Genomic DNA, 19,398 nt, shown 5'->3' on the forward strand with positions numbered 1-19,398 from the left:
CCCGCTGGTTGAGCCGGCACCGAGCGAAGCGAGGAGCCGGTACCCCCGCTGGTTGAGCCGGCACCGAGCGAAGCGAGGAGCCGAGTCGAAACCACCCGGGGAGAGAAGATCAGGTCAGCGCTGGTACCAGCGTCCGACGATGCGGTTGCCCAGCCAGCCGAAGAACCAGAAGACGGCCACGCCGAGAAGTGAGGCGAGCACGATCGAGGCGAACAGTTCCTCGGCTTGCAGTCGCGACCGGTAGTTGTCGATCAGGATGCCGATGCCGGGATTGCCCTGCTTGAAGAAGAAGTCGCCCACGATGGCGCCGACCACCGACAGGCCCGCCGAGATGCGGAGACCGGCGAAGATGGCCGGCATGGCGGCGGGGAACTCCAGCTTGCGCAGGATGGTGACGCGGCTCGGACGGTGCAGGGCGAAGAGATCCCGCATCTGCCGGTCGACCGATCGGAGGCCGAACAGGGTGTTGGAGACGATCGGGAACAGTGAGATCAGTACACAAACGAAAACCCGTGCACTGAAGCCGAATCCGAACCAGAATCCGACCAGGGGGACGAGCGCCAGGATCGGGACGCACTGCAGCACCACGGCATACGGGAAGAGGGCGTTCTCCATCAGCCGTGACTGCGACATGATCACCGCCCACGTGATGCCGATGATCGCGGCGATCGCCAGGCCGGTCAACGCGACGGTGGCCGTGCGGCTCAGGGCCTCCCACATCGCCTGGGCAGAGTCGCCCAGCAGTCCGTCGGTGACGACCTGGTGCGGGGGCGGCATCAGGAATCGACGGCCGGGATCGAGCACCGCGTAGCTGACGAGGTACCAAGCGCCGATGACCAGGCCCAGGACGACGAGCGGCGCGGCGATCCCGACCATCTTCGATCGGGAGCGGCCGCGTCGGCCCGTGCGTGCGGCCACGGCGAGTTCGGTGGTGGAGCCGGGGTCGGGTGTACCGGCCTTGCCGGTTTTCGGGGTTCGCACGCCCGGGGCGGTCTCGGTGCCGGTGTCGGGGGCGCTCATGAATGTGCCTCTCGGAGTGCGCGGGAGATCCGGCCGGCGATCGCGCCGAACTCCGGCTCGAAACGCAGGTCGGGCGACCGGGGATAGTCGAAGGGGACCTCGATCTCGTCGACGATGGATCCCGGCCGTCCCGACATCACCAGGACACGCGTGGACAGGAACGCCGCCTCGGCGACCGAGTGGGTGATGAACAGGCCGGCAAAGCGTTTGACGGCGAACAGCTCGGTCAGGTCGGTGCCGAGCCGTTCGCGGGTCAGTTCGTCGAGTGCGGCGAACGGTTCGTCGAACAGGAACAGGTCGGGATCGAGCGTCAGCGAGCGGGCCAGCGACACCCGCATCCGCATGCCGCCGGACAGCATGTGCGGCAGGTGCTTGTCGAACCCGGTCAGCCCGACCGTCTCCAGCGCGGCGCGGACGCGTTCGCGCCGTTCGGCTTTCGGTGCACCGTCGAGTTCACCGAGCAGTGCGACGTTGTCGGCCACGGTCCGCCACGGGAGCAGGGTGGCGTCCTGGAACACGTAACCGATCCGTTCGGCACCGCTCTGCAGGTAACCGTCGGTGATCGTCTCCAGGCCCGACGACAACCGCAGGAGGGTCGACTTGCCGCATCCCGATGGGCCCACGACGCTGACGAACTCGCCCTCGCGCACGGTGAGGTTCACGTCGCGGAGGGCGTGGGTGCCGTCCGGATAGGTGAGCTCCACGTGTTCGAAGCCGACGAGCGGGTGACCGAGTGCCGGTCTGTGGGTCGTTGCTGGTGAACTCATCATCTCTCCATGCCGACGGGGGACAGGCCCAGCGGTGATGCTGCGGCTGAGGACATTCCGGCCGGTGATGCTCCTGCCGGGGACGGAACCGGGAACGACGGGAACGCCGTCCAGGTGGTGGACTCGGTGCGTGCGACCGCCGTTCCGTTCACGATCACGACCCGGTCGGCCGGCGCGGTGGCGATGACCTCGGTGAGATCGGCGCCGCGGATGGCGACGAGGTCGGCGCGGGCTCCGACGACGGGGCCCGCGGGCTCCAGTCCGAGCACGGCACGCGCCTCGGAGGTGACCAGTTCCGTAGCGGTGTGGGGGTTCTGATGTGCCGCGGTGATCAGCAGGGCGGCGGTCTCGAGCGGGTCGGCCCGGCCCACGGGATTGAACGGGTCGCGGATGTTGTCCGCACCACCGGCGACGCGGACGCCGTGGTCGCGCAGCACGTCGATCGGCGTGATGCCTCGTCGCCCCGCGGACGGTCCGGATCGGCCCTGGAGGTACAGGTTCGTCACCGGCAAGGCGACGACCGAGACACGGGCCCGTGCGAGCGCCCGTGCAACGCGCTGTAGATCCTCCGAGCTCAGGGTGTCGAGGCGGCAGCAGTGGCCGGCCGTGCGGATCCGGTCGTCGGGCCAATCGGCGACGCGGGCGGCGAAGGCCTCGATGGTCAGGTGGTCGCCGTCGAGGAACTCATCGACGTGCAGGTCGGCGCCGATGCCGCTCGCTTCGGCGAGGTCGAGCAGTCTCGTGAGCTCGGCGAGCGGGTCGTCGGCGATGTGCGGGGCCCCGCCGACGAGGTCGACGCCGGCGTCGAGCGCGGCCTCGATGTGCGCGGTGGGCGTGAGTGGGCTCGCCAGGACCGCGACCTGGATGTCCATCAGTCCGCGCAGGTGATCCCGGACCTCGATGAGTACGTGGACGGCTCGCAGCGGGTCGTCGTGCGACAGCACGTCGGCGTGGGTGCGCACCGCGGTGATGCCGTTGCGCAGCATGGACGAGGTCGCACGGAGGGCGCGCGTCCGAAAGGACTGCTCGTCGAGGGAGACGCTGCCGGCCCGCCAGGACGCGATCGCGGCGTCGAGGTCGCCGCTCGGCGGTGACAACTCCGGCCACGACAGGGCCTTGTCCAGGTGGGCGTGGGGTTCGGCGGCGGGTGGGAGCAGCAGGTGGTCGCGGAGATCCAGCCAGTCGGCGGGATGTGGGACATCGGGAGAAAACGGTGTGACGGCGCGGACGCGGTGGATACCGTCGGCATCGGCGGACAGCTCGACATCGACCACCGACCCGTCGGCCAGTGATCCGGTGATGCCCGGCACGGGCGCTGTCTGCTGAGTCGGCATTGATGACACTTCCTCGAGAACATCGAAATGGCGTGCGACGGTGCACGACTGGGTCGGTGGTCCCGCTGTGGCTGGGGTCGGCGGGGGTGGGGCGGTTCGTGATACTTGTTGATCACGTCAACACGTCCGAATATAGGAATGCGCTGTTGCCACGACGTTAACCAGCGCTGCGGGCGTGTAACCATCGGTTCTGCAGGAAGGGTGTGAGCCACATGGCGCTCGACGAGCCGGACGTCGCGCAGGTGTCGCTGGGTGCCGAGATCCGCCGACGACGTAAGCAGCACGGCCTCACGTTGACGAATCTGGCTGCGCAGGCCGGTATCTCGCATCCGTTCTTGTCGCAGCTCGAGCGCGGATACGCGCGTCCGAGCATGACGACCCTGGAACGGATCGCCAGGGCGCTGGACACCACCCAGGTCAGTCTGATGCTGGCCGCGGACCCTGCGCACGTGGCGGGGGCACCGTCTCCGGCACCCGTCGGGACGCAACTGGTGCGTGCCGGCGAGGGCGCGATCCTGCCGCAGGCCGGCGACAACGCCGGATACGCCCGGTTGCTCGTTCGAGGAGACGCCGCGTTCTTCCCCCAGGAGCAGTTGTTGAACCGGCGGGATTACGGCGAGTACTTCCAGCACGAGCAGGACGAGTGGTTGCATGTCGTCGACGGCGAGGTCGAGGTCGACCTCGGCGACGGAAGTCTCCTCGAATTGCGAAGGGGCGACAGCCTTTACTACGCTGGCGGCATTCCCCACCGGTGGCGGCTCACCGGTTCCGAGGCCGCTCGGCTCGTCGTTGTCCAGGCGTCAACGCAGGTGTCGGAGATCCGCGACGGTGGGGGTGGTTCCCGTGGCTGGGAATCCCGGCGGAGGTCGTAGTACCTAGGAGATCTCCGATGTCTTTGTCAGCGAATGACCTTCGAGATGGACTGCGTGTCCGCGTGGTGTCACGGCGCCGGCTCGCCCGTCGGGTGGACGAATTCGTCCTCGCGCCGGTCGGTGTCGCCGCGCTGCCGCCCTGGACCGCTGGATCGCACGTCGATCTGCACACACCGGCCGGCCCGGTCAGGCAGTACTCGTTGTGTTCCTCACCTGACGACACGAGTACGTACCGGATCGCCGTCGAACGGCGGATCGATAGCCGGGGCGGTTCGGCCTCCGTGCACGACGACATCCAGGTGGGCGGCGAGGTGTGGATCAGCCCGCCGCGCAATCACTTCGCGCTGACACGTGCACTCGGTTATGTGTTCGTGGCCGGTGGTATCGGCATCACCCCCGTCCTCGCCCTCGTCGACGAGGCCCGCCGTACCGGGCGGCCGTGGCGGCTCGTCTACGTCGGACGGTCCCGGGCGGAGATGGCGTTCGTCGACGAGATCGACTCCAGGTACCCCGGGCTGGTCACGATTCACGAGTCGGCCCTTTCGGGCCGCCTGGATCTCGGTGGCGTCCTGGCCGGGCTCTCCCGCGGCACCGCCGTGTACACCTGCGGGCCGCCGTCGATGCTGAAAGCCGTTGCGCAAGTGTGTGAGCCGCAACCGGCCGTGGACTCGTTCGCCGAGAAGTTCACGGCCACGACGACGCAGTCCGCGGCTGACGAGGAGTTCGAACTCTCCCTCGCCTTCTCGGGTGTGACGGTGACGGTGCCGCAGAATCGCACCATCCTCGACGTCCTGGACGGACGTGGGGTGGTGGCGCCGTCGTCGTGCCGCGAAGGTGTCTGCGGAACCTGTGAGACGGGGGTGGTCAGCGGCGAGGTGGACCACCGCGACTCGATCCTGTCGCCGGAGGAGCGGTCCGAGAACGAATCGATGATGATCTGCGTGTCGCGGTGCACGAGCGGTCGTCTGGTGCTCGAGCTGTGACGGTCACGGTGCTCACTGGCGCCGTGGCGGTCCTACGTGACGCGTCGATGGTCACGCGCGATCCGGTCGTGGTCGACGACGGGCGGATCGGGGCCGCGGTCGGCGGCCGGGCCGCCGCGGACGAGGTCGTCGACGTCTCGGGGTGCGTCGTCACGCCCGGTCTCGTGAACGCGCACCACCATCTGCTGCAGACCGCGTTCCGGTCGCGTCCGGAGAGTCGGTCGGTACCGATGCCGCAGTGGCTCGGCCTGATGGCGCAACGTTATTCATCGGTCGGTGTCGACCCCGAGCTCGTCGCCGCGGCAGCGGCTGCCGGGCTCGCGGAGTCCCTGCTGTGCGGTGTCACTACGGTCGCTGACCATCATCTGACCTGGCCCGGTGGTCAGGACCCGGTCGCGTTGGCCGGAGGGACCATCGATGCCGCCGCACGGGTCGGTGCGCGATTGGTCTTCGTCCGGGGCACTGCTCGCGACGACCCGCAAGCCGCAGCCGCATCGGTCGAGGACATCCACCGAACACATCTGGGTGCGGGGGCAACCGGCACGAGCGCGGACGGGATGCTGCAGTTGGCCGTCGGCCCGTCCGGCGTGCACAGCGACGGGCCGGAGACCTTCGCGACGCTCGGCGAGGTCGCATCTCGACTCGGCCTGCGTCGTCGTACGCAGGCGAACGAGCAGGTCGATGTGCAGGTCGCCGCGGAACGATATGGGCGGCGCCCCCTCGAGTTGCTCGACGAGTGGGGTTGGCTCGCCGACGACGTCACGCTGGCGCATCTGTGCGAGATCACCGACGACGAAGTGGCTCTGGTCGCGCGATCGGGAGCGTCTGCGACCCACGCGCCCGGGTGCGACGTGCCGATGGGATGGGGCGTCGCGCGGGTTGCGGCGCTCGTGTCCGCGGGTGTGCGGGTGGGACTCGGCACCAGCGGCGGCGGGAGCAACGACGCCGGGCACCTGCTCGCCGATGCCCGCCTGGCCGTTCAGGTCTCGGGATTGATCGGCGAACCCGTCACGGCCCGAAAGGTTCTCGCGATGGCGTCCGAGGGTTCGGCGGCAGGTCTCGGCCGCAGCGAGCTGGGGCACCTCCGGCACGGTGCCGCCGCCGACCTATGCGTGTGGGACTGCTCGGACGTCTTCGACGCCGGGGTCACCGACCCGGTCGACGGCCTGCTGTGGGCCGGCCCGGGCCGGCGACCCCGCGACGTCATGGTCGCCGGCCGGTGGGTGGTACGCGACGGAGAACTCGTGACCGCTGATTCACGTTCGCTCGCAGCCGAACTCACGACACTGCTGGACCGGCGGCAGCGTTCTGCTCCCTGATCCGAGAGAACCACAGAACCGCTGGTCCATTGGGTGCAGCGACGGCCTCCCTCTGCTCCCTGAGGTGCGAGCGAAGCGAGCCACGAAGGGCTTCGCAACGTGTCTCACCAGGCCCTTCGTGGCTCGTCGCTATCGCTCCTCACTCCTCAGGGAGCAATGGGGTCGCTTCTTTCGGATCAGCAAGCAGGGGCTGGCTCGCCCGCCGTCAGGAAGTGGCCGTCGCACACGGCGGTGCGGGTGCGTCCTCGGACAGCGGCTTGTTCAGGGGCATCAGGTACAGGACGACAAGTACGACCGGGGTGGTCCCGAGATTGGTTCCCTCGTGGGTGTTCGCCTTGCCCCCGGGTTCGGCGATGATCTCGCCGGTCCGGTACACCACCGGCTTGCAGTCGGAGCCGGGGTGGGTGAGGGTGCCCTGCCGGACCAGTCCGTAGAGCGGGCCGTCGTGATAGTGCCACCCGGTGGTGCCGCCGGGGGCGATGGTGATCTCCCGGACCTCCACGTGTACGCCGTCGGGCACGAAGGGTAGGAGGTCGGCCGGGATGTCCGCCTTGGCCAGGCTGACCGCCGAGATTCCGGACGAGGGCGTGGAATTCGCCGTCCCCGACGACATCGCGAGCGGCGTCAGGAGAGCGGCCGCGGCGGCGAGCGTCGCGACGGCGGTGCGCAGGAGTGGTGTCATCGTCCGACCGTACGTCGGGCCGACCCACCTCATACCCGATTCGTCCGATTCCGTTGTGCAACAGTCCTGGACGATTGACCCGAACGGTCCTGGGTACAGAGCGGTGTGCATACGATGACGGGACCGAGTCGTTGATGATTCGGTACGAACTCGAGGAGCCGCGGATGTCTCGCTTGCCGAATGTCGTGGTCGTCGGCGTCGCCGTCCTGTCCATGGTGATGGGCGTGGCGGGTGTGCTCGTGCCCTCGGCGGGAACCGCGGCGGCGGACACCCTCACCGGTGTCCGATACGCCAAGGCGACGGCCGGCGCGCCATACCGGGAGACCTGGGTGTCGCCCCGCAATCTCGTGGTGTCGGTGTGGTCACGGTCGATGCAGACCCAGGTCCCGTCGCTGGTCCAGACGCCCGCGAACCGGAACCAGGCCGCACCGGTGATGTACCTGCTCAGCGGATCGTCCGGTGGCGAGGACAACGACGACTGGACGCACGCCACCGACGCCAACGCGTTCTATGCCAACAAGAACGTGTGGACCGTGACCCCGATCGGCGGTGCCGCGAGCTACTACGCCGACTGGCGCCGCGTCGACCCGGCCGCGAACTTCCGGTTCGGCGTGAAGACGTCGCGGCCCCTGCGGTGGGAGACCTTTCTGACCTCGGAGCTGCCCGCCGCCTTCGAGAATGCCCACGGGGGACGATCCGGCCCGGGACGCTCGCGCGGTGTCGCGGGGATCTCGATGGCGGGTACGGCGGTGCTGCGGATCGCCGAGAACCACCCGGGGTTCTACCGGGCGGTGGGCTCCTACTCGGGATGCGCCGACACCGCGTCGCCCACCGGGCAGTTGCTGTTGCGCAACGTGGTGTTCGTCCCCGGACTCGCCGACGCCAGCAACATGTACGGCCCGCCCGGGGACCCGCAGTGGGCAGCCCAGGATCCGGTGATCAACGCCTACAAGTTCGGGCGTCGCACCCCTGCCCTGTGGATCAGTGCGGCGACCGGATTGCCCGGTGCGCACGACAATCTGTCCGACCGGCGGATCGCCGGCAACGTGGGGGAGCTCGCCGAACAGGTCGCGGCCGGCGGATTTGCCGAAGCGACCGCACGATCGTGCACGGTGACGATGGCAAACCGCCTCGCCGCGCTGCGCATCCCGGCCGTCGTCCGGCTCCCGGCGACCGGTACGCATTCCTGGGGGTACTGGGAGGACCAGATGCATGAGTCCTGGCCGATGTTCGCCCGCGCGCTCGGCGCGTGACGCCGCGGGAGATGCACCGCGGACGGCGGTCGTCGTCGACCGCTGGACCTCGCATTTCAGCGTCCGTTCAACTCGGCGCACCTACGGCCGGGGCGTGATCTCCGGGCACGGCTCCACCCGACGAGGCCCAGGGGGCGATCCGCGATGACCGTGACCCGGCGCGGCCTGTGGCTCTCGCAACTGCTGCATCCCGAGGTCTCGCATGTCGTCGCGTTCGGCCTGACCCTGAGCGGCCGGCTCGACGCCGAACGACTGCATCGCACGGCCGGTGCCGTGCTCGACCACGTCGGCTGGTACGACGTACGTCTGAGCCCGGATCGCTCGCCGGCCGACGGTCATCCGCACCCCCTGCACTCAGCCGGTTCCGGACTGGACCCGGTGGAATGCGTCGACCTGTCCACGTGTGCCGATCCGGCGGCGGCGAGCGACTCGCGAGCGCAGGATTTCCTCGATGACCCCGCCGGTGCCGACCTCGGACTGCCGTTGTTCCGCAGCGAACTGCACGTTCTCGCCCCCGACTCCCACCGGTGGGTCGTGCGGGTGCATCACGTGCTCACCGACGGCGCCGGCGTCCTGCGGGTGATGGCGCACATCGCCGCTGTCTACGCGGGTACGGCGCGGCCGGACGAGTTGCGCCTCGCCGACGACCTCGAACTCGAGGCCGAAGAGGAGCGGTACCGCGACTCGCGACGCCGACAGGCCGACGAACAACACTGGGACCGACGGCTCGACGGCCTCGCGCCGTCCCTGCTGGCCGGTTCCGTCCCGCATTTCACGTCGTCGATCGTGCGCGTCACCGAAACCCTGAGAAGTCCGCGGACCGCATCGTCGGCCGAGTTCGTCACCGCGTTCGCGGGCCTGTGCGCCCGGCTCCTCGACACCCCCGACGTGGGGCTGAGTCTCCCGGTCGCCGCACGTACCTCGGCGGCACGTCTTAGGGCGGTGCAGCCCGTCTCCAACGTCGTGCCGTTGCGCCTCGACGGAATCGGGGACCGCGAGGCCGGGCAGGCCCTCGTCGACGTGTCGTCGGCACTGATCGAGGCACTGCGTCACCAGCGCCACCATCGCGAGGACATGCTGCGAAAGCAGCACGGGCTCAGCGGGTTCGGTGCGGTGGTCAACCTCCTGCCGGGCTTCGAACCGCCCGCTGTCGACGGCTTGCACTGGGGACTCGAGGTGATGCGGACCGGACCGATCTCCGACGTCGCGGTGACTCTGCACCCCGCCGATCAGAACGGCCGCCGGGCGGTCACCTGGGAAGCCCCGGCCGCGGTTTTCGGCACCGACGCGCTGGCCACTCTCGCCCGACGCTTCGACCGGCATCTGACCGCCACTCTGCGCGAACTGGACGGGGGCCCCCGGATTCCGGACGATTCGGTGTTCGTCGACGGCGAGTGGGAGCGGTTCCGGTGCCGGAGCGGTCCACCGGCACCGGCCTTCACGCCGACCGTGAGTCACCTGGAGGACCACTGGTCGTCGGATCCGGCGGCCGTGGCGATCATCGACGGTGAGGTGTCGGTGTCCCGGCGCGAGTTCGAGCGCCGGGTGACTCGCGGAACCCGCCTGCTCCTGGAAGCCGGGGTCGGGGCCGGCGACCGGGTGGCGGTGTCCATCGAGCGGTCGGCGACCTCCGTCGTCGCGTTCTGGTCGGTGCTGTGTGCGGGCGGCGTATGGGTGCCGGTCGGCGATCCGTTCGCACCGGACGCGAGAACGAGGGATCTGCTCGATCGCTCCGGCGCCAAGGTCGGATTGTGCGTGCCGGGCGCCCCACGCCCGGGCTCGATCCGGTGGCTCGACCTCGAACACGACGACCCCGGCTCCCCGATCGCCGATCGGTGGCCGGGTTTGGAACGCGGGCCCGACGATGCCGCCTACCTGCTGTTCACGTCGGGTTCCACCGGAACGCCCAAGGGCGTGATCATGCCCCACCGCGGCCTGCCCGCCCTGATCGCGGAGATCCGACAGACGTACGCTCTGACACCCGGGTCACGCATCCTGCACGCGTCGTCCCCGACCTTCGACACCGGGATCGTCGAGATGCTGTGCGGGGTCGTCTGTGGGGCGACCGTTGTCGTCGCGCCCAGGTCGGCACCCGGCGGTGATGCACTGGCACAGCTGATCCGACGGCATCGCGTCAGTCACCTCATCGTCACGCCGTCGGTCCTCGACACCCTGCCCCTGGATCTGGCCGACGATCTGGTGCAGGTGATCATCGGTGGCGAACCGCCGTCGCCGCGGGTGGTCGACCGCTGGTCGGGTCGCGTCCGGCTGCGGAATGCGTACGGACCCACCGAAGCCCGGTGCAGCATCAACATCTCCGCTCCGCTGCTGCCGGGCGAGGCGATCACTGTGGGCCCGCCGATGGTCGGAGTCGACGAGGCGGTCCTGGATCGCCTCGGCCGGCCACAACCTCCCGGGGCGATCGGCACGCTCCACTGTGCGGGACCGCAATTGGCCGACGGCTATCTCGACGATTCGGCGTCCACTGCGGAGGCCTTCGTGCAGAGCACGTTCTCGGCCGAGGAGGGGATGTACCGGACCGGCGACCTGGCCCAGTGGACCGAGGCCGGTGAGATCCGACTGCTCGGACGCCGCGACGGACAGATCACCCTGCGGGGCTTGCGAATCGAACTCGCTGAGATCGACGCTGCGCTCGGACGATGCACCGACGTGCGGAGTTCCGCGACGATTCTGCGCGAGTTGCCATCGGGCCGTACCGCGCTGGTGTCATTCGTCGTGCCGCAGGGCACCGGAACGGATGTCGACGCACCCGGGCTGCGTCGCGCGGTCGCCGGTGTCTTGCCGTCGTACATGGTGCCCGCGCTCGTCATCGGCATCGACGCGCTACCCCGTACCGGCAACGGCAAGCTCGACGTCGGAAAGCTGGCGGACCACCCGCTCCCCGGTCGCCGGTCGGCGCGCGGACCCGTCGGCTCGCACGAGACCCTGCTGGTTCGGGTCGTGGGCGAGGCGCTGGGTACTGATGACGTCGATCTGTTCGCCGGCTTCCTCGAGCAGGGCGGCGACTCCCTGGCGGTCATGCGGGTCGTCGGATCGCTGATCGCGGCAGGACATTCCGAGATCGGGCCCGACGACGTGCTCACCGCGCCCGACCTGGAGACGCTGGCCGAGCGGATGGTCGAGCCGGTGCGCCCGGACGTCATCGTACGGCGACCGGCCGCACCGGCCGACGATCGTCCGCTCACGTCCGCAGAACGGACGGTCGAACGCGCACCGGGACACCCGCACGGGCAGCTGGTCCGCGTCGGATGGGTTCCACCCGAGACCGGGCGGCCCACCGCTCCCGAATTGCGAGACTTGCTCCGCGCGTTGGCCGATCGGCACCCCGCCCTGCGGTCGAGCTATCCGGACACCCCCGCCGGGCCGGTCCAGCGGGCGCTGGCCGGCGGCGCTGACGCAGCGGTCGATGTTGCCGTGCAGGTGGTTTCGGACCCAGACCCGAACCCGGGACGCGAGAGCCTACGCGCACACGCCGAACAGATGTCGGCGTCGCTCGATGTCCGGACCGCGCCGCCGTTCTGCGTGCGGATCCTGGCGGATGCCGGCGGCGGTGTGATGGCCGCGGTCGCGGTGTTCCATCACATCGCGGTCGACGGTCACTCGCTCGGAACACTGGCCCGAGAGGCGGACCTGATCGCCCGTGGGGTAGATGTCTCGGCGGTGCAACCGATCTCGCCGCCCGCACCACACACTGACGACGACATGGACGACCGGTCGTGGCACCGACTGCTCGGCGAACCGTCCGCGGACTCCTTCACCCTAGACGGGCTGGACCCCGTCTCCTACGCGCAGTCCACGGCGGTTCGTCGCCGGGCTCTCGTCGACGCCGACGTCTACGCACGGTTCCGTGCCGGCGCGTCCGAGCAGGGCATGACCCCGTTCGAGGCGTTCGGTCGATCGGTGTCCGAGGCGTTGGCGAGGCTGACCGGACAAGATCGGGTGATGGCGGCCACCGCGGCGTCGACGCGGCCGGTGGGTGCCGGGGACACCGTGGGGGACTTCGTGATCTCCGCGATGACGCCGCTGGACGCCCGAGAGGATGCGCGCGACTCGGTGGAGCGGACCCGCCGGTGCATCGGCGCGGCGACGGGGCCGATGGAAGACGTGCTGGACGCACTGGGACGCCCGGTCGTCGACGGCCGCCTCTTCCCGGTTCCGGTTCTCCTGGGCTGGGTCCCGACGATCACCCGGCCGAGCGCGGGTGGTCATCTGTACGTGTTCCCACCGCGGATCACGCGATGGATGCTGCAGATCGAGGGCTCGCCGACCGCGCAGGGGGAGCTGCAGATCCTGGTGACCGGTGCGGCCTCCGCCCTCGCGCAATCCCGGGTCGAGCAGGTCCTCGCCGAGGTCGTCGCGTGCGTGCGCCGGGTGTGACACTCGCGGTGCCCGACCGCCGACGGCGATTCCGGGCGGCCAGCGTTCGCATGCGACTGACGGTCGTCGGCGCGGCGATGCTGTTCACCGCACTGCTGATCGCCGGCGCGATCGTGCTGTTCGTCCTGTACCACTCGTTGAACACCGCCGCCGACGGCGCGACCGCCGCACGCAGCGGAGAGATCGTCGACGCGATGTCGCGGTCGGGCGTCGCCGGACTCGATCCGTCGCTGCTGGAACGGACGGAGGCCGTCGACATCGTCCAGATCGTCGGTCGCAACGGCGACGTGCTCGCCGCCACGCCCGGTGTCGAGCAGGACCGGGCGCTCGTCCCGCCCGCGGGCCGGGCCGGTATGAGCCACGTGATCGACGCCGCATTCCCCGGGAGCGACACCGAGTATCGCGCGACCGTCCAGGGTGCCGAGGTGTCCGGTGACCTCGTCACGGTGGTGGTCGGAGCCGGGGAGGGCAGCATCCACGCCACTGTGTGGACGGTGTTCGCCGTGCTGTGCGTGGTGTTCCCGATCATTCTCGCGGCGGCCGTCATCGCGACCGATCAGCTGCTACGGCGAGCGCTGCGTCCGGTCGAGTCCATCCGCGCCGAAGTCGCCGACATCTCCCGTGCGGGCGTCGCCCGTCGGGTGCCCGTCCCCGACACCGGAGATGAGATCGCGACCCTCGCCGAGACGATGAACGAGATGCTGGACCGGCTCGCATTCGCTCGTGACCAGCAGCTCCGTTTCGTCGGTGATTCGTCGCACGAGCTGCGGAGCCCGCTCGTCACCATCATCGGACTGCTCGAACTGGCCGACCGGACCGGCGAGCCCATCGACGACGATTCGGTGTCGACGCTTCTGCTCCCCGAGGCATACCGCCTTCGAGACCTGATCGACGACCTGCTGCTGCTCGCGCGCGCCGATGAGTACGGGCTGCGCCCCGAGTTCGAGGACGTGGATCTCGACGACATCGTCAACGACGAGGTGACCCGGCTCGACCTGACGACCGAACTCGACGTCGACGCCACGGTTCTCCCGGTGCGGGTGACCGGCGACCGGCGACAACTCGCGCGAGCGTTGCGGAACCTCGGCGACAACGCGACCCGGCACGCCCACGGCGCGGTCAGTGTCACGATGGCAGTCGGACCGGAGCGGGTGGCGGTGACCGTCGCCGACGACGGTGTCGGCGTTCCTGACGAGGACCGGGATCGGATCTTCGACCGGTTCGTCCGCCTGGACACAGCTCGTGAACGCGGCGGCGGGACGGGTCTCGGCCTGTCGATAGTGGCCGAGATCGTGCACGCGCACGGCGGGACGGTCGCGGTCGCCGACACCGGGGGCGACGGGTTCGCCATCGAGCTGTCGCTACCGCGCACGACACCTCATGACAGCGGGCCCCCGCCGTCACCGGCGAGGAGATAGCCTGCGCCCCGGACGGTTTCGATGGTTCGACAACCGAACGGGGTGTCGATGCGCCGGCGCAGATAGCCGACGTACACCTCGACGATGTTGTCGTCGCCCCGGTAGTGCGCGTCCCACACCGATTGCAGGATCTCGGTCTTGCTGACGACTGTTCCCTTGTGCCGCATCAGGAACTCGAGCACGGCGAACTCACGGGCGGTGAGGCGGATCGGGGTGTCGCCGCGCCGGACCTCCCGCGTTGCGGGGTCGAGGGTGAGCGAACCAGCACGGAGCACGGCGGGACGCTCGGGCGCACCGCGTCTCACCAGCGCCCGGAGGCGGGCCGACAGCACGACGAAGGAGAACGGTTTGACGAGATAGTCGTCGGCACCGAGGTCGAAGGCGTCCGCCTCGTCGTATTCGCCGTCCTTCGCGGTGAGCATCAGAACCGGCGTCCACACGGCGCGCCTGCGGAGCTCGCGGACGACCTCGTACCCGTTGAGGCGCGGCATCATGATGTCGCTGACGATCACGTCGTAGGTCCGAGTGCAGGCGCACTCGACGCCGTCGACCCCGTTGTCGGCGGTGTCGACCGTCCAGCCCTCGGCCGCCAGGGTGCGGCGGAGGGTCTCGGCGGCCCGCGGGTCGTCCTCGATCACCAGCACGCGCATGCGTCCCAGTATCACCGGCTGGGGTCGCAGCCCGCGGACCCGTCGACCCCGCGCGTCTCATGTCCAGACGGCGCGTGCCCCGCTCTCGCCGATGCGGTACACCATGATCACCGACACCACGCCCACGACGACGAGCAGCGCGCCGAGAGCGATGACGACGGGTCGGCTCGTCGGGATCGTCGTTCTGGACACCCTCGTGCGGACGGCGGTGAGCAACCGGTCGTCGTGCACAGCCCACCACAGCACGGTCAGGGCGAAGAGAGGTCCGACCCAGTAGATCAGCTGGTCACCGAGGCCTGCATGACGTTCGACCGCCGCACTCGCGGGCACCTGTTCCTCCAGCGATTCGCCCGCGGAGGTGGTCAGCGGGACCGCGACGAGGGTGCCCAGCGCGACGAGCGGGGTGAGGATGCCGAGCCGACGACGCGCGGCCGGCCACACCACACCTGCGATCGCCATCAGTGCGGTCAGGGGAACGAGGACCACGACCAGGTGCACGAGGAGTGGGTGAAGGGGGAGCCCGTTGATGGTGTCCACACCGTGAACCTAGCTCGGCCGAGTTGAAGGGCTGCTGAATGCGGAACACCCCGCGGGCAACGGGCCCGCGGGGTGTTCTGTGTTGTGACGGCCGTGGCTGATCAGGCTAGATCGAACCGATCGTTGTTCGAGACCTTCACCCACGCCTTGACGAAGTCGTTGACGAAGCGCTCCGCCGAGTCGTCCTGCGCGTAGACCTCGGAGAGTGCGCGCAGCTGCGAGTGCGAGCCGAACACGAGGTCGGCAGCCGTTGCCGTCCACTTCTTCTCGCCGGTGGCGCGGTCGGTTCCCTCGTAGACGTTCTCGTCGGAACCGCTCTTCCACTCGGTGTTCATGTCGATGATGTTGCGGAAGAAGTCCGTCGACAGGACGCCGGGCCGGTCGGTGAACACGCCGTGCTTGCTGCCACCGTAATTGGTGTCGAGCACGCGGAGACCACCGACGAGGACGGTCAGCTCCGGCGCGGTGAGGTCCAGCATGTAGGCACGGTCGAGGAGCAACGACTCCAGCGGAGTCTTCTCGCCGTCCTTGCTGTAGTTGCGGAACCCGTCGGCGCGCGGTTCGAGGACCTCGAACGAGTCGACGTCGGTGCTCTCCTGCGAGGCGTCCGTACGGCCGGGGGTGAACGGCACGGTGACCGGGAAACCGGCTGCCTCGGCGGCCTTCTCGATCGCCGCCGCTCCGCCGAGGATGATGATGTCGGCGAGCGAGACCTTCTTGCCGCCCGATGCCGAGTCGTTGAAGTCCTTCTGGACCTGCTCGAGTACCGGCAGCACCTTGGCGAGTTCACCGGGCTCGTTGATCTCCCAGTTCTTCTGCGGCTCGAGACGGATGCGCGCGCCGTTGGCACCGCCCCGCTTGTCGGTGCTGCGGAAGCTGGCCGCCGACGCCCACGCGGTCTTGATGAGCTGCGTCGGGGACAGCGCGTCGAGCAACGTGCCCTTGAGAGAGGCAATGTCGTCGGCGTCGATCAGTTCGTGATCGACCGCGGGCACCGGGTCCTGCCAGATCTGCGGCTCGGGAACCCACGGGCCGAGGTAACGGCTGACCGGACCCATGTCGCGGTGCAGCAGCTTGTACCACGCCTTGGCGAAGGCCTCGGCGAGCTCCTCGGGATGGTCGAGCCACCGACGGGTGATGTCGGCGTAGATCGGCGACTCACGCAGCGCGACGTCGGTCACCAGCATCGTGGGGGCGCGACCGGGACCGCCGAACGGATCGGGGATCGTGCCCGCTCCCGCACCGTCTTTCGCGACGTACTGCCAGGCGCCGGCAGGGCTCTTGGTGAGCTCCCACTCGTAACCGTAGAGGTTCTGGAGGAACCCGTTGCCCCACTGGGTCGGGGTGGACGTCCAGACGACCTCGAGACCACTGGTGATCGTGTCCTCAGCCTTGCCCTTGCCGTAACCCGACTTCCAGCCCAGCCCCTGCTGCTCGATCGGGGCGCCCTCGGGCTCGGGCCCGATCAGGTCGGCGTCGCCGGCGCCGTGGGTCTTGCCGAAGCTGTGGCCGCCGATGATGAGTGCGGCCGTCTCCTCGTCGTTCATCGCCATGCGACCGAAGGTCTCGCGGATGTCCTCGGCGGCGGCGATCGGGTCCGGCTTGCCTTCGGGGCCTTCGGGATTGACGTAGATGAGACCCATCGTGGTGGCGCCGAGGGGCTGGGCGAGCTCACGTTCGCCGGAGTAGCGCTTGTCGGTGCCGAGCCAGGTGTCCTCCGGGCCCCAGAACACCTCCTCGGGCTCCCAAATGTCCTCGCGGCCGAAGCCGAAGCCGAAGGTCTTGAAGCCCATGGACTCCAGTGCGACGTTGCCCGCGAACACCAGCAGGTCGGCCCAGGACAGCTTGGTGCCGTACTTCTGCTTGATGGGCCAGAGCAGACGACGGGCCTTGTCCAGGTTGGCGTTGTCCGGCCAGCTGTTCAGCGGGGCGAACCGCTGAGCGCCCTGACCGCCGCCGCCGCGGCCGTCGAAGATGCGGTAGGTACCGGCGGCGTGCCAGCTCATACGGATGAACAGGCCACCGTAGTGGCCGTAGTCGGCGGGCCACCAGTCCTGCGACGTCGTCATCAGCGAGACCAGGTCGGCCTTCAGGGCCTCGACGTCGAGCTTCTTGAATTCCGTTGCGTAGTCGAAGTCCTCACCGAGCGGGTTGGACAGCGAGGAATGGGCGTGCAGGATCGAGAGGTCGATCTGCTCGGGCCACCAGTCCTTGTTGGTCAGCGGCGCATGCGCTTTCGGCTTCGGCGAGGGGATCGCCGGGTTCTCGCTCTCGCTGGCACTTGCGGTGTCGGCGTCGGAGTTGGGCGGGCGGCTGTCGGAGGTCACGACATTCCTTTCGAGGGGACTGACAGGCTGCGATCACGGGAGGTGATCAGGTCGGGGCCTTGCTGAGGCAATCGGGGCACAGGCCCCAGAAGATGACCTCGGCCTCGTCGAGTGCGAAACCGTGGTCTTCCGAGGGGGTCAGGCATGGGGCTTCCCCGATTGCACAATCCACGTCGGCGATGACACCGCAGGCGCGGCAGACGACGTGGTGGTGATTGTCTCCGGTGCGAAACTCGTAGCGCGACACCGAACCCGAGGGTTGGATGCGGCGGATGAGCCCGCGCTCGGTCAGGGCGTGCAGCACATCGTAGACGGCCTGACGTGAGACGGTGGGCAGGGTTTCGCGTACCGCGTGATAGATGGTGTCCGTGTCGGCATGCGGGTGCTTGTCGACGGCGGCCATCACCGTCACCCGAGGCTGGGTGACACGAAGATCTGCGGCCCGGAGTTGCTGGGCATGGTCCGATGTCGATGCCACGTCCCCCACCATAGGGGTGTCACCGCCACTTCGCACGGTTTTTCTGGATCTGATCCAAATTCGTACAGAAGTGGGTGGGGCCGGCGCCAGTTGTCGTGTGTCGTTGCGGCTGGCGCCACGTTTCGCGACATCTGTAGATGCTTCCGACAGGCCGACGGCCGCCATGGGGTCGATGGCGGCCGTCGGGGTCGGTCGGTCCGGCAGATCAGCTGTCGATGCCGACCAGGTCCTTGGCGATCTCGGCGAAGCGGATCTCGATCGCGGAGACCACGCGCTGGCGGTTCTTGTGTGCCTCCTCGTAGGCGAGGGTGACCCGCAGGTCGGCCGGCTTGGTCAACTCCTTGACCGCGGCCACCGCGTCGGTGACGTTGAGGTCGACATAACCCTCGATCGGGAGGTCTTCCGCCTCAACGGTTCCGGTGATCTCGCGGAGCTGGTGGAGCGCGTCGGCGGCACCCTCGGCGCCGCTGTCACGGGCGCTGTCCTCGACTGCCCCGAGTGCGGCGTCACGACCGGCGGCCACGGTCTTCGACACCGCGGCACCGGCGTTGCCGACGGCGTCACCGGCTCGCGAGGCGGTCTCGGTCGCGTCGTCGACTGCTCGTCCGAACCGGCTGCGCAGGGTCTCCACGGGGTCGGGGAGCTGGCGGGCGAACTCGGCGGTGCGGTCGATCGCCCACGATGCGCCGAGCGCCGGGGCGGTCAAGGCGCGCGCGGCGAGGCCGCTCGCCCACTGCGACGGGCCGCGACGCAGGGCGGCCGGGCCGCCGAGAGCCTCTTCGGCGAGAACCGTCGTGAGCCAGTGGACGGTCGCCGTGTGGGCGTCGATGAGCTTGTCGGCCAGGCCGACGAGTGATTGGTCATCCTGACCGGTGGCCAGTGCCTTCAGGTACGTGGCGCGTGCCACGAGCCGCTGCTCGAGTGCGAGGTCGTCGAGCAGGGCCTCGTCGAGCGGTTGGGTCTGCTCGGCCAACGTCTTGGCGACGGCACCGACACGGCCGAGTACCGGCCGGACGACATCGACGAGTCCGCCGCGGTCACGCAGGGCGGTCTCGATGGTGAGTGCGCGCTCGCGGGCGTTCTCGGCGTTCTGGGCCAGTTCCTTGCGGATCGCATCGGTTCGGGCCTGGGCCTGCCGGGTCTCGGCGATCTGGATCTCGGTGTGCGTCAACGCGAGGATCGCGCGAAGTTGCTGGTGAACGGTGGTGGTGGAAACGGTCATCGGTTCTTGCTCCCCTCTTGAACGGGTTGGATCGGTTACACCCGAGTGTTGCCACGACGAGGGCAGATGTAACACCCCGGTGTGAATCAACCCGGCGCGCCGACTCGAACACGTTGAGCCACAGCGGGTTCTACGAAT

The 19,398-nt window shown here is 69.1% G+C and carries 15 protein-coding genes; 6 read left to right on the forward strand and 9 right to left on the reverse strand.

Annotated elements, in window-relative coordinates:
• Nucleotides 1-114: 114 nt before the first annotated feature.
• Genes AS181_RS01145 through AS181_RS01155 form a run of 3 tightly spaced genes read right to left on the reverse strand, consistent with a single transcriptional unit; the run spans nucleotide 115 to nucleotide 3,121 of the window.
• Nucleotides 115-1,020 (reverse strand): ABC transporter permease, encoded by a 906-nt coding sequence (locus tag AS181_RS01145; RefSeq protein WP_058249774.1) that lies wholly within the window; start codon nucleotides 1,018-1,020, stop codon nucleotides 115-117.
• Complete coding sequence (locus AS181_RS01150; RefSeq protein ID WP_058249775.1) at nucleotides 1,017-1,787, reverse strand: ABC transporter ATP-binding protein; 771 nt, start codon at nucleotides 1,785-1,787, stop codon at nucleotides 1,017-1,019. The genes AS181_RS01145 and AS181_RS01150 overlap by 4 nt, the downstream gene beginning before the upstream one ends.
• On the reverse strand, nucleotides 1,787-3,121 hold the full coding sequence (locus AS181_RS01155) for an amidohydrolase family protein (RefSeq protein WP_058249776.1): 1,335 nt from the start codon (nucleotides 3,119-3,121) through the stop codon (nucleotides 1,787-1,789). Before AS181_RS01155 ends, AS181_RS01150 begins: the two co-directional genes overlap by 1 nt.
• Before the next feature lie 212 nt (nucleotides 3,122-3,333).
• Between AS181_RS01155 and AS181_RS01160 the strand changes: the two genes are divergently transcribed.
• Genes AS181_RS01160 through AS181_RS01170 form a run of 3 tightly spaced genes read left to right on the forward strand, consistent with a single transcriptional unit; the run spans nucleotide 3,334 to nucleotide 6,295 of the window.
• The gene (locus AS181_RS01160) at nucleotides 3,334-3,993 is read left to right on the forward strand and encodes a helix-turn-helix domain-containing protein (protein ID WP_058249777.1); all 660 of its coding nucleotides are present in this window, start codon (nucleotides 3,334-3,336) and stop codon (nucleotides 3,991-3,993) included.
• A gap of 17 nt (nucleotides 3,994-4,010) precedes the next feature.
• The gene (locus AS181_RS01165; RefSeq protein WP_058249778.1) at nucleotides 4,011-4,976 is read left to right on the forward strand and encodes a PDR/VanB family oxidoreductase; all 966 of its coding nucleotides are present in this window, start codon (nucleotides 4,011-4,013) and stop codon (nucleotides 4,974-4,976) included.
• The gene (locus AS181_RS01170) at nucleotides 4,973-6,295 is read left to right on the forward strand and encodes an amidohydrolase family protein (protein ID WP_091344199.1); all 1,323 of its coding nucleotides are present in this window, start codon (nucleotides 4,973-4,975) and stop codon (nucleotides 6,293-6,295) included. The genes AS181_RS01165 and AS181_RS01170 overlap by 4 nt, the downstream gene beginning before the upstream one ends.
• A gap of 205 nt (nucleotides 6,296-6,500) precedes the next feature.
• Here AS181_RS01170 and AS181_RS01175 read toward each other — a convergent pair whose 3' ends face one another.
• Nucleotides 6,501-6,977 carry a cupin domain-containing protein gene (locus AS181_RS01175; protein WP_058249779.1) on the reverse strand — a complete coding sequence of 159 codons (477 nt, stop codon included), beginning with the start codon at nucleotides 6,975-6,977 and terminating at the stop codon, nucleotides 6,501-6,503.
• A 164-nt stretch (nucleotides 6,978-7,141) separates the two neighbouring features.
• Here AS181_RS01175 and AS181_RS01180 point away from each other — a divergent pair, with 164 nt between their 5' ends.
• From AS181_RS01180 to AS181_RS01190, 3 genes are all read left to right on the forward strand, one after another.
• Entirely contained in the window at nucleotides 7,142-8,230 is a 1,089-nt protein-coding gene (locus AS181_RS01180) for an alpha/beta hydrolase (RefSeq protein ID WP_058249952.1), read from the forward strand.
• 144 nt (nucleotides 8,231-8,374) lie between these two features.
• Entirely contained in the window at nucleotides 8,375-12,628 is a 4,254-nt protein-coding gene (locus tag AS181_RS01185) for a non-ribosomal peptide synthetase (RefSeq protein ID WP_058249780.1), read from the forward strand.
• Nucleotides 12,610-14,046 carry a sensor histidine kinase gene (locus AS181_RS01190; RefSeq protein WP_058249781.1) on the forward strand — a complete coding sequence of 479 codons (1,437 nt, stop codon included), beginning with the start codon at nucleotides 12,610-12,612 and terminating at the stop codon, nucleotides 14,044-14,046. Before AS181_RS01185 ends, AS181_RS01190 begins: the two co-directional genes overlap by 19 nt.
• Here the strand turns inward: AS181_RS01190 and AS181_RS01195 are convergent.
• The 5 genes from AS181_RS01195 to AS181_RS01215 all read right to left on the reverse strand — a co-directional run bounded on the left by AS181_RS01195 (nucleotide 14,007) and on the right by AS181_RS01215 (nucleotide 19,260).
• Nucleotides 14,007-14,696, reverse strand: a complete 690-nt coding sequence (locus AS181_RS01195) for a response regulator transcription factor (protein WP_004019147.1) — start codon at nucleotides 14,694-14,696, stop codon at nucleotides 14,007-14,009. The genes AS181_RS01190 and AS181_RS01195 overlap by 40 nt on opposite strands.
• Before the next feature lie 57 nt (nucleotides 14,697-14,753).
• A complete protein-coding gene (locus tag AS181_RS01200; RefSeq protein WP_058249782.1) occupies nucleotides 14,754-15,233 on the reverse strand; it encodes a DUF2231 domain-containing protein in 480 nt (159 codons plus the stop codon).
• A gap of 101 nt (nucleotides 15,234-15,334) precedes the next feature.
• Complete coding sequence (gene katG / locus AS181_RS01205) at nucleotides 15,335-17,560, reverse strand: catalase/peroxidase HPI (protein ID WP_058249783.1); 2,226 nt, start codon at nucleotides 17,558-17,560, stop codon at nucleotides 15,335-15,337.
• A 46-nt stretch (nucleotides 17,561-17,606) separates the two neighbouring features.
• A complete protein-coding gene (locus tag AS181_RS01210) occupies nucleotides 17,607-18,050 on the reverse strand; it encodes a Fur family transcriptional regulator (protein WP_058249784.1) in 444 nt (147 codons plus the stop codon).
• 193 nt (nucleotides 18,051-18,243) lie between these two features.
• Nucleotides 18,244-19,260, reverse strand: a complete 1,017-nt coding sequence (locus tag AS181_RS01215) for a hypothetical protein (protein WP_058249785.1) — start codon at nucleotides 19,258-19,260, stop codon at nucleotides 18,244-18,246.
• Nucleotides 19,261-19,398 lie beyond the last annotated feature (138 nt).

Origin of the sequence: Gordonia sp. SGD-V-85 (assembly GCF_001456905.1) — a bacterium.
Classification (GTDB): Bacteria; Actinomycetota; Actinomycetes; order Mycobacteriales; family Mycobacteriaceae; genus Gordonia; species Gordonia hongkongensis.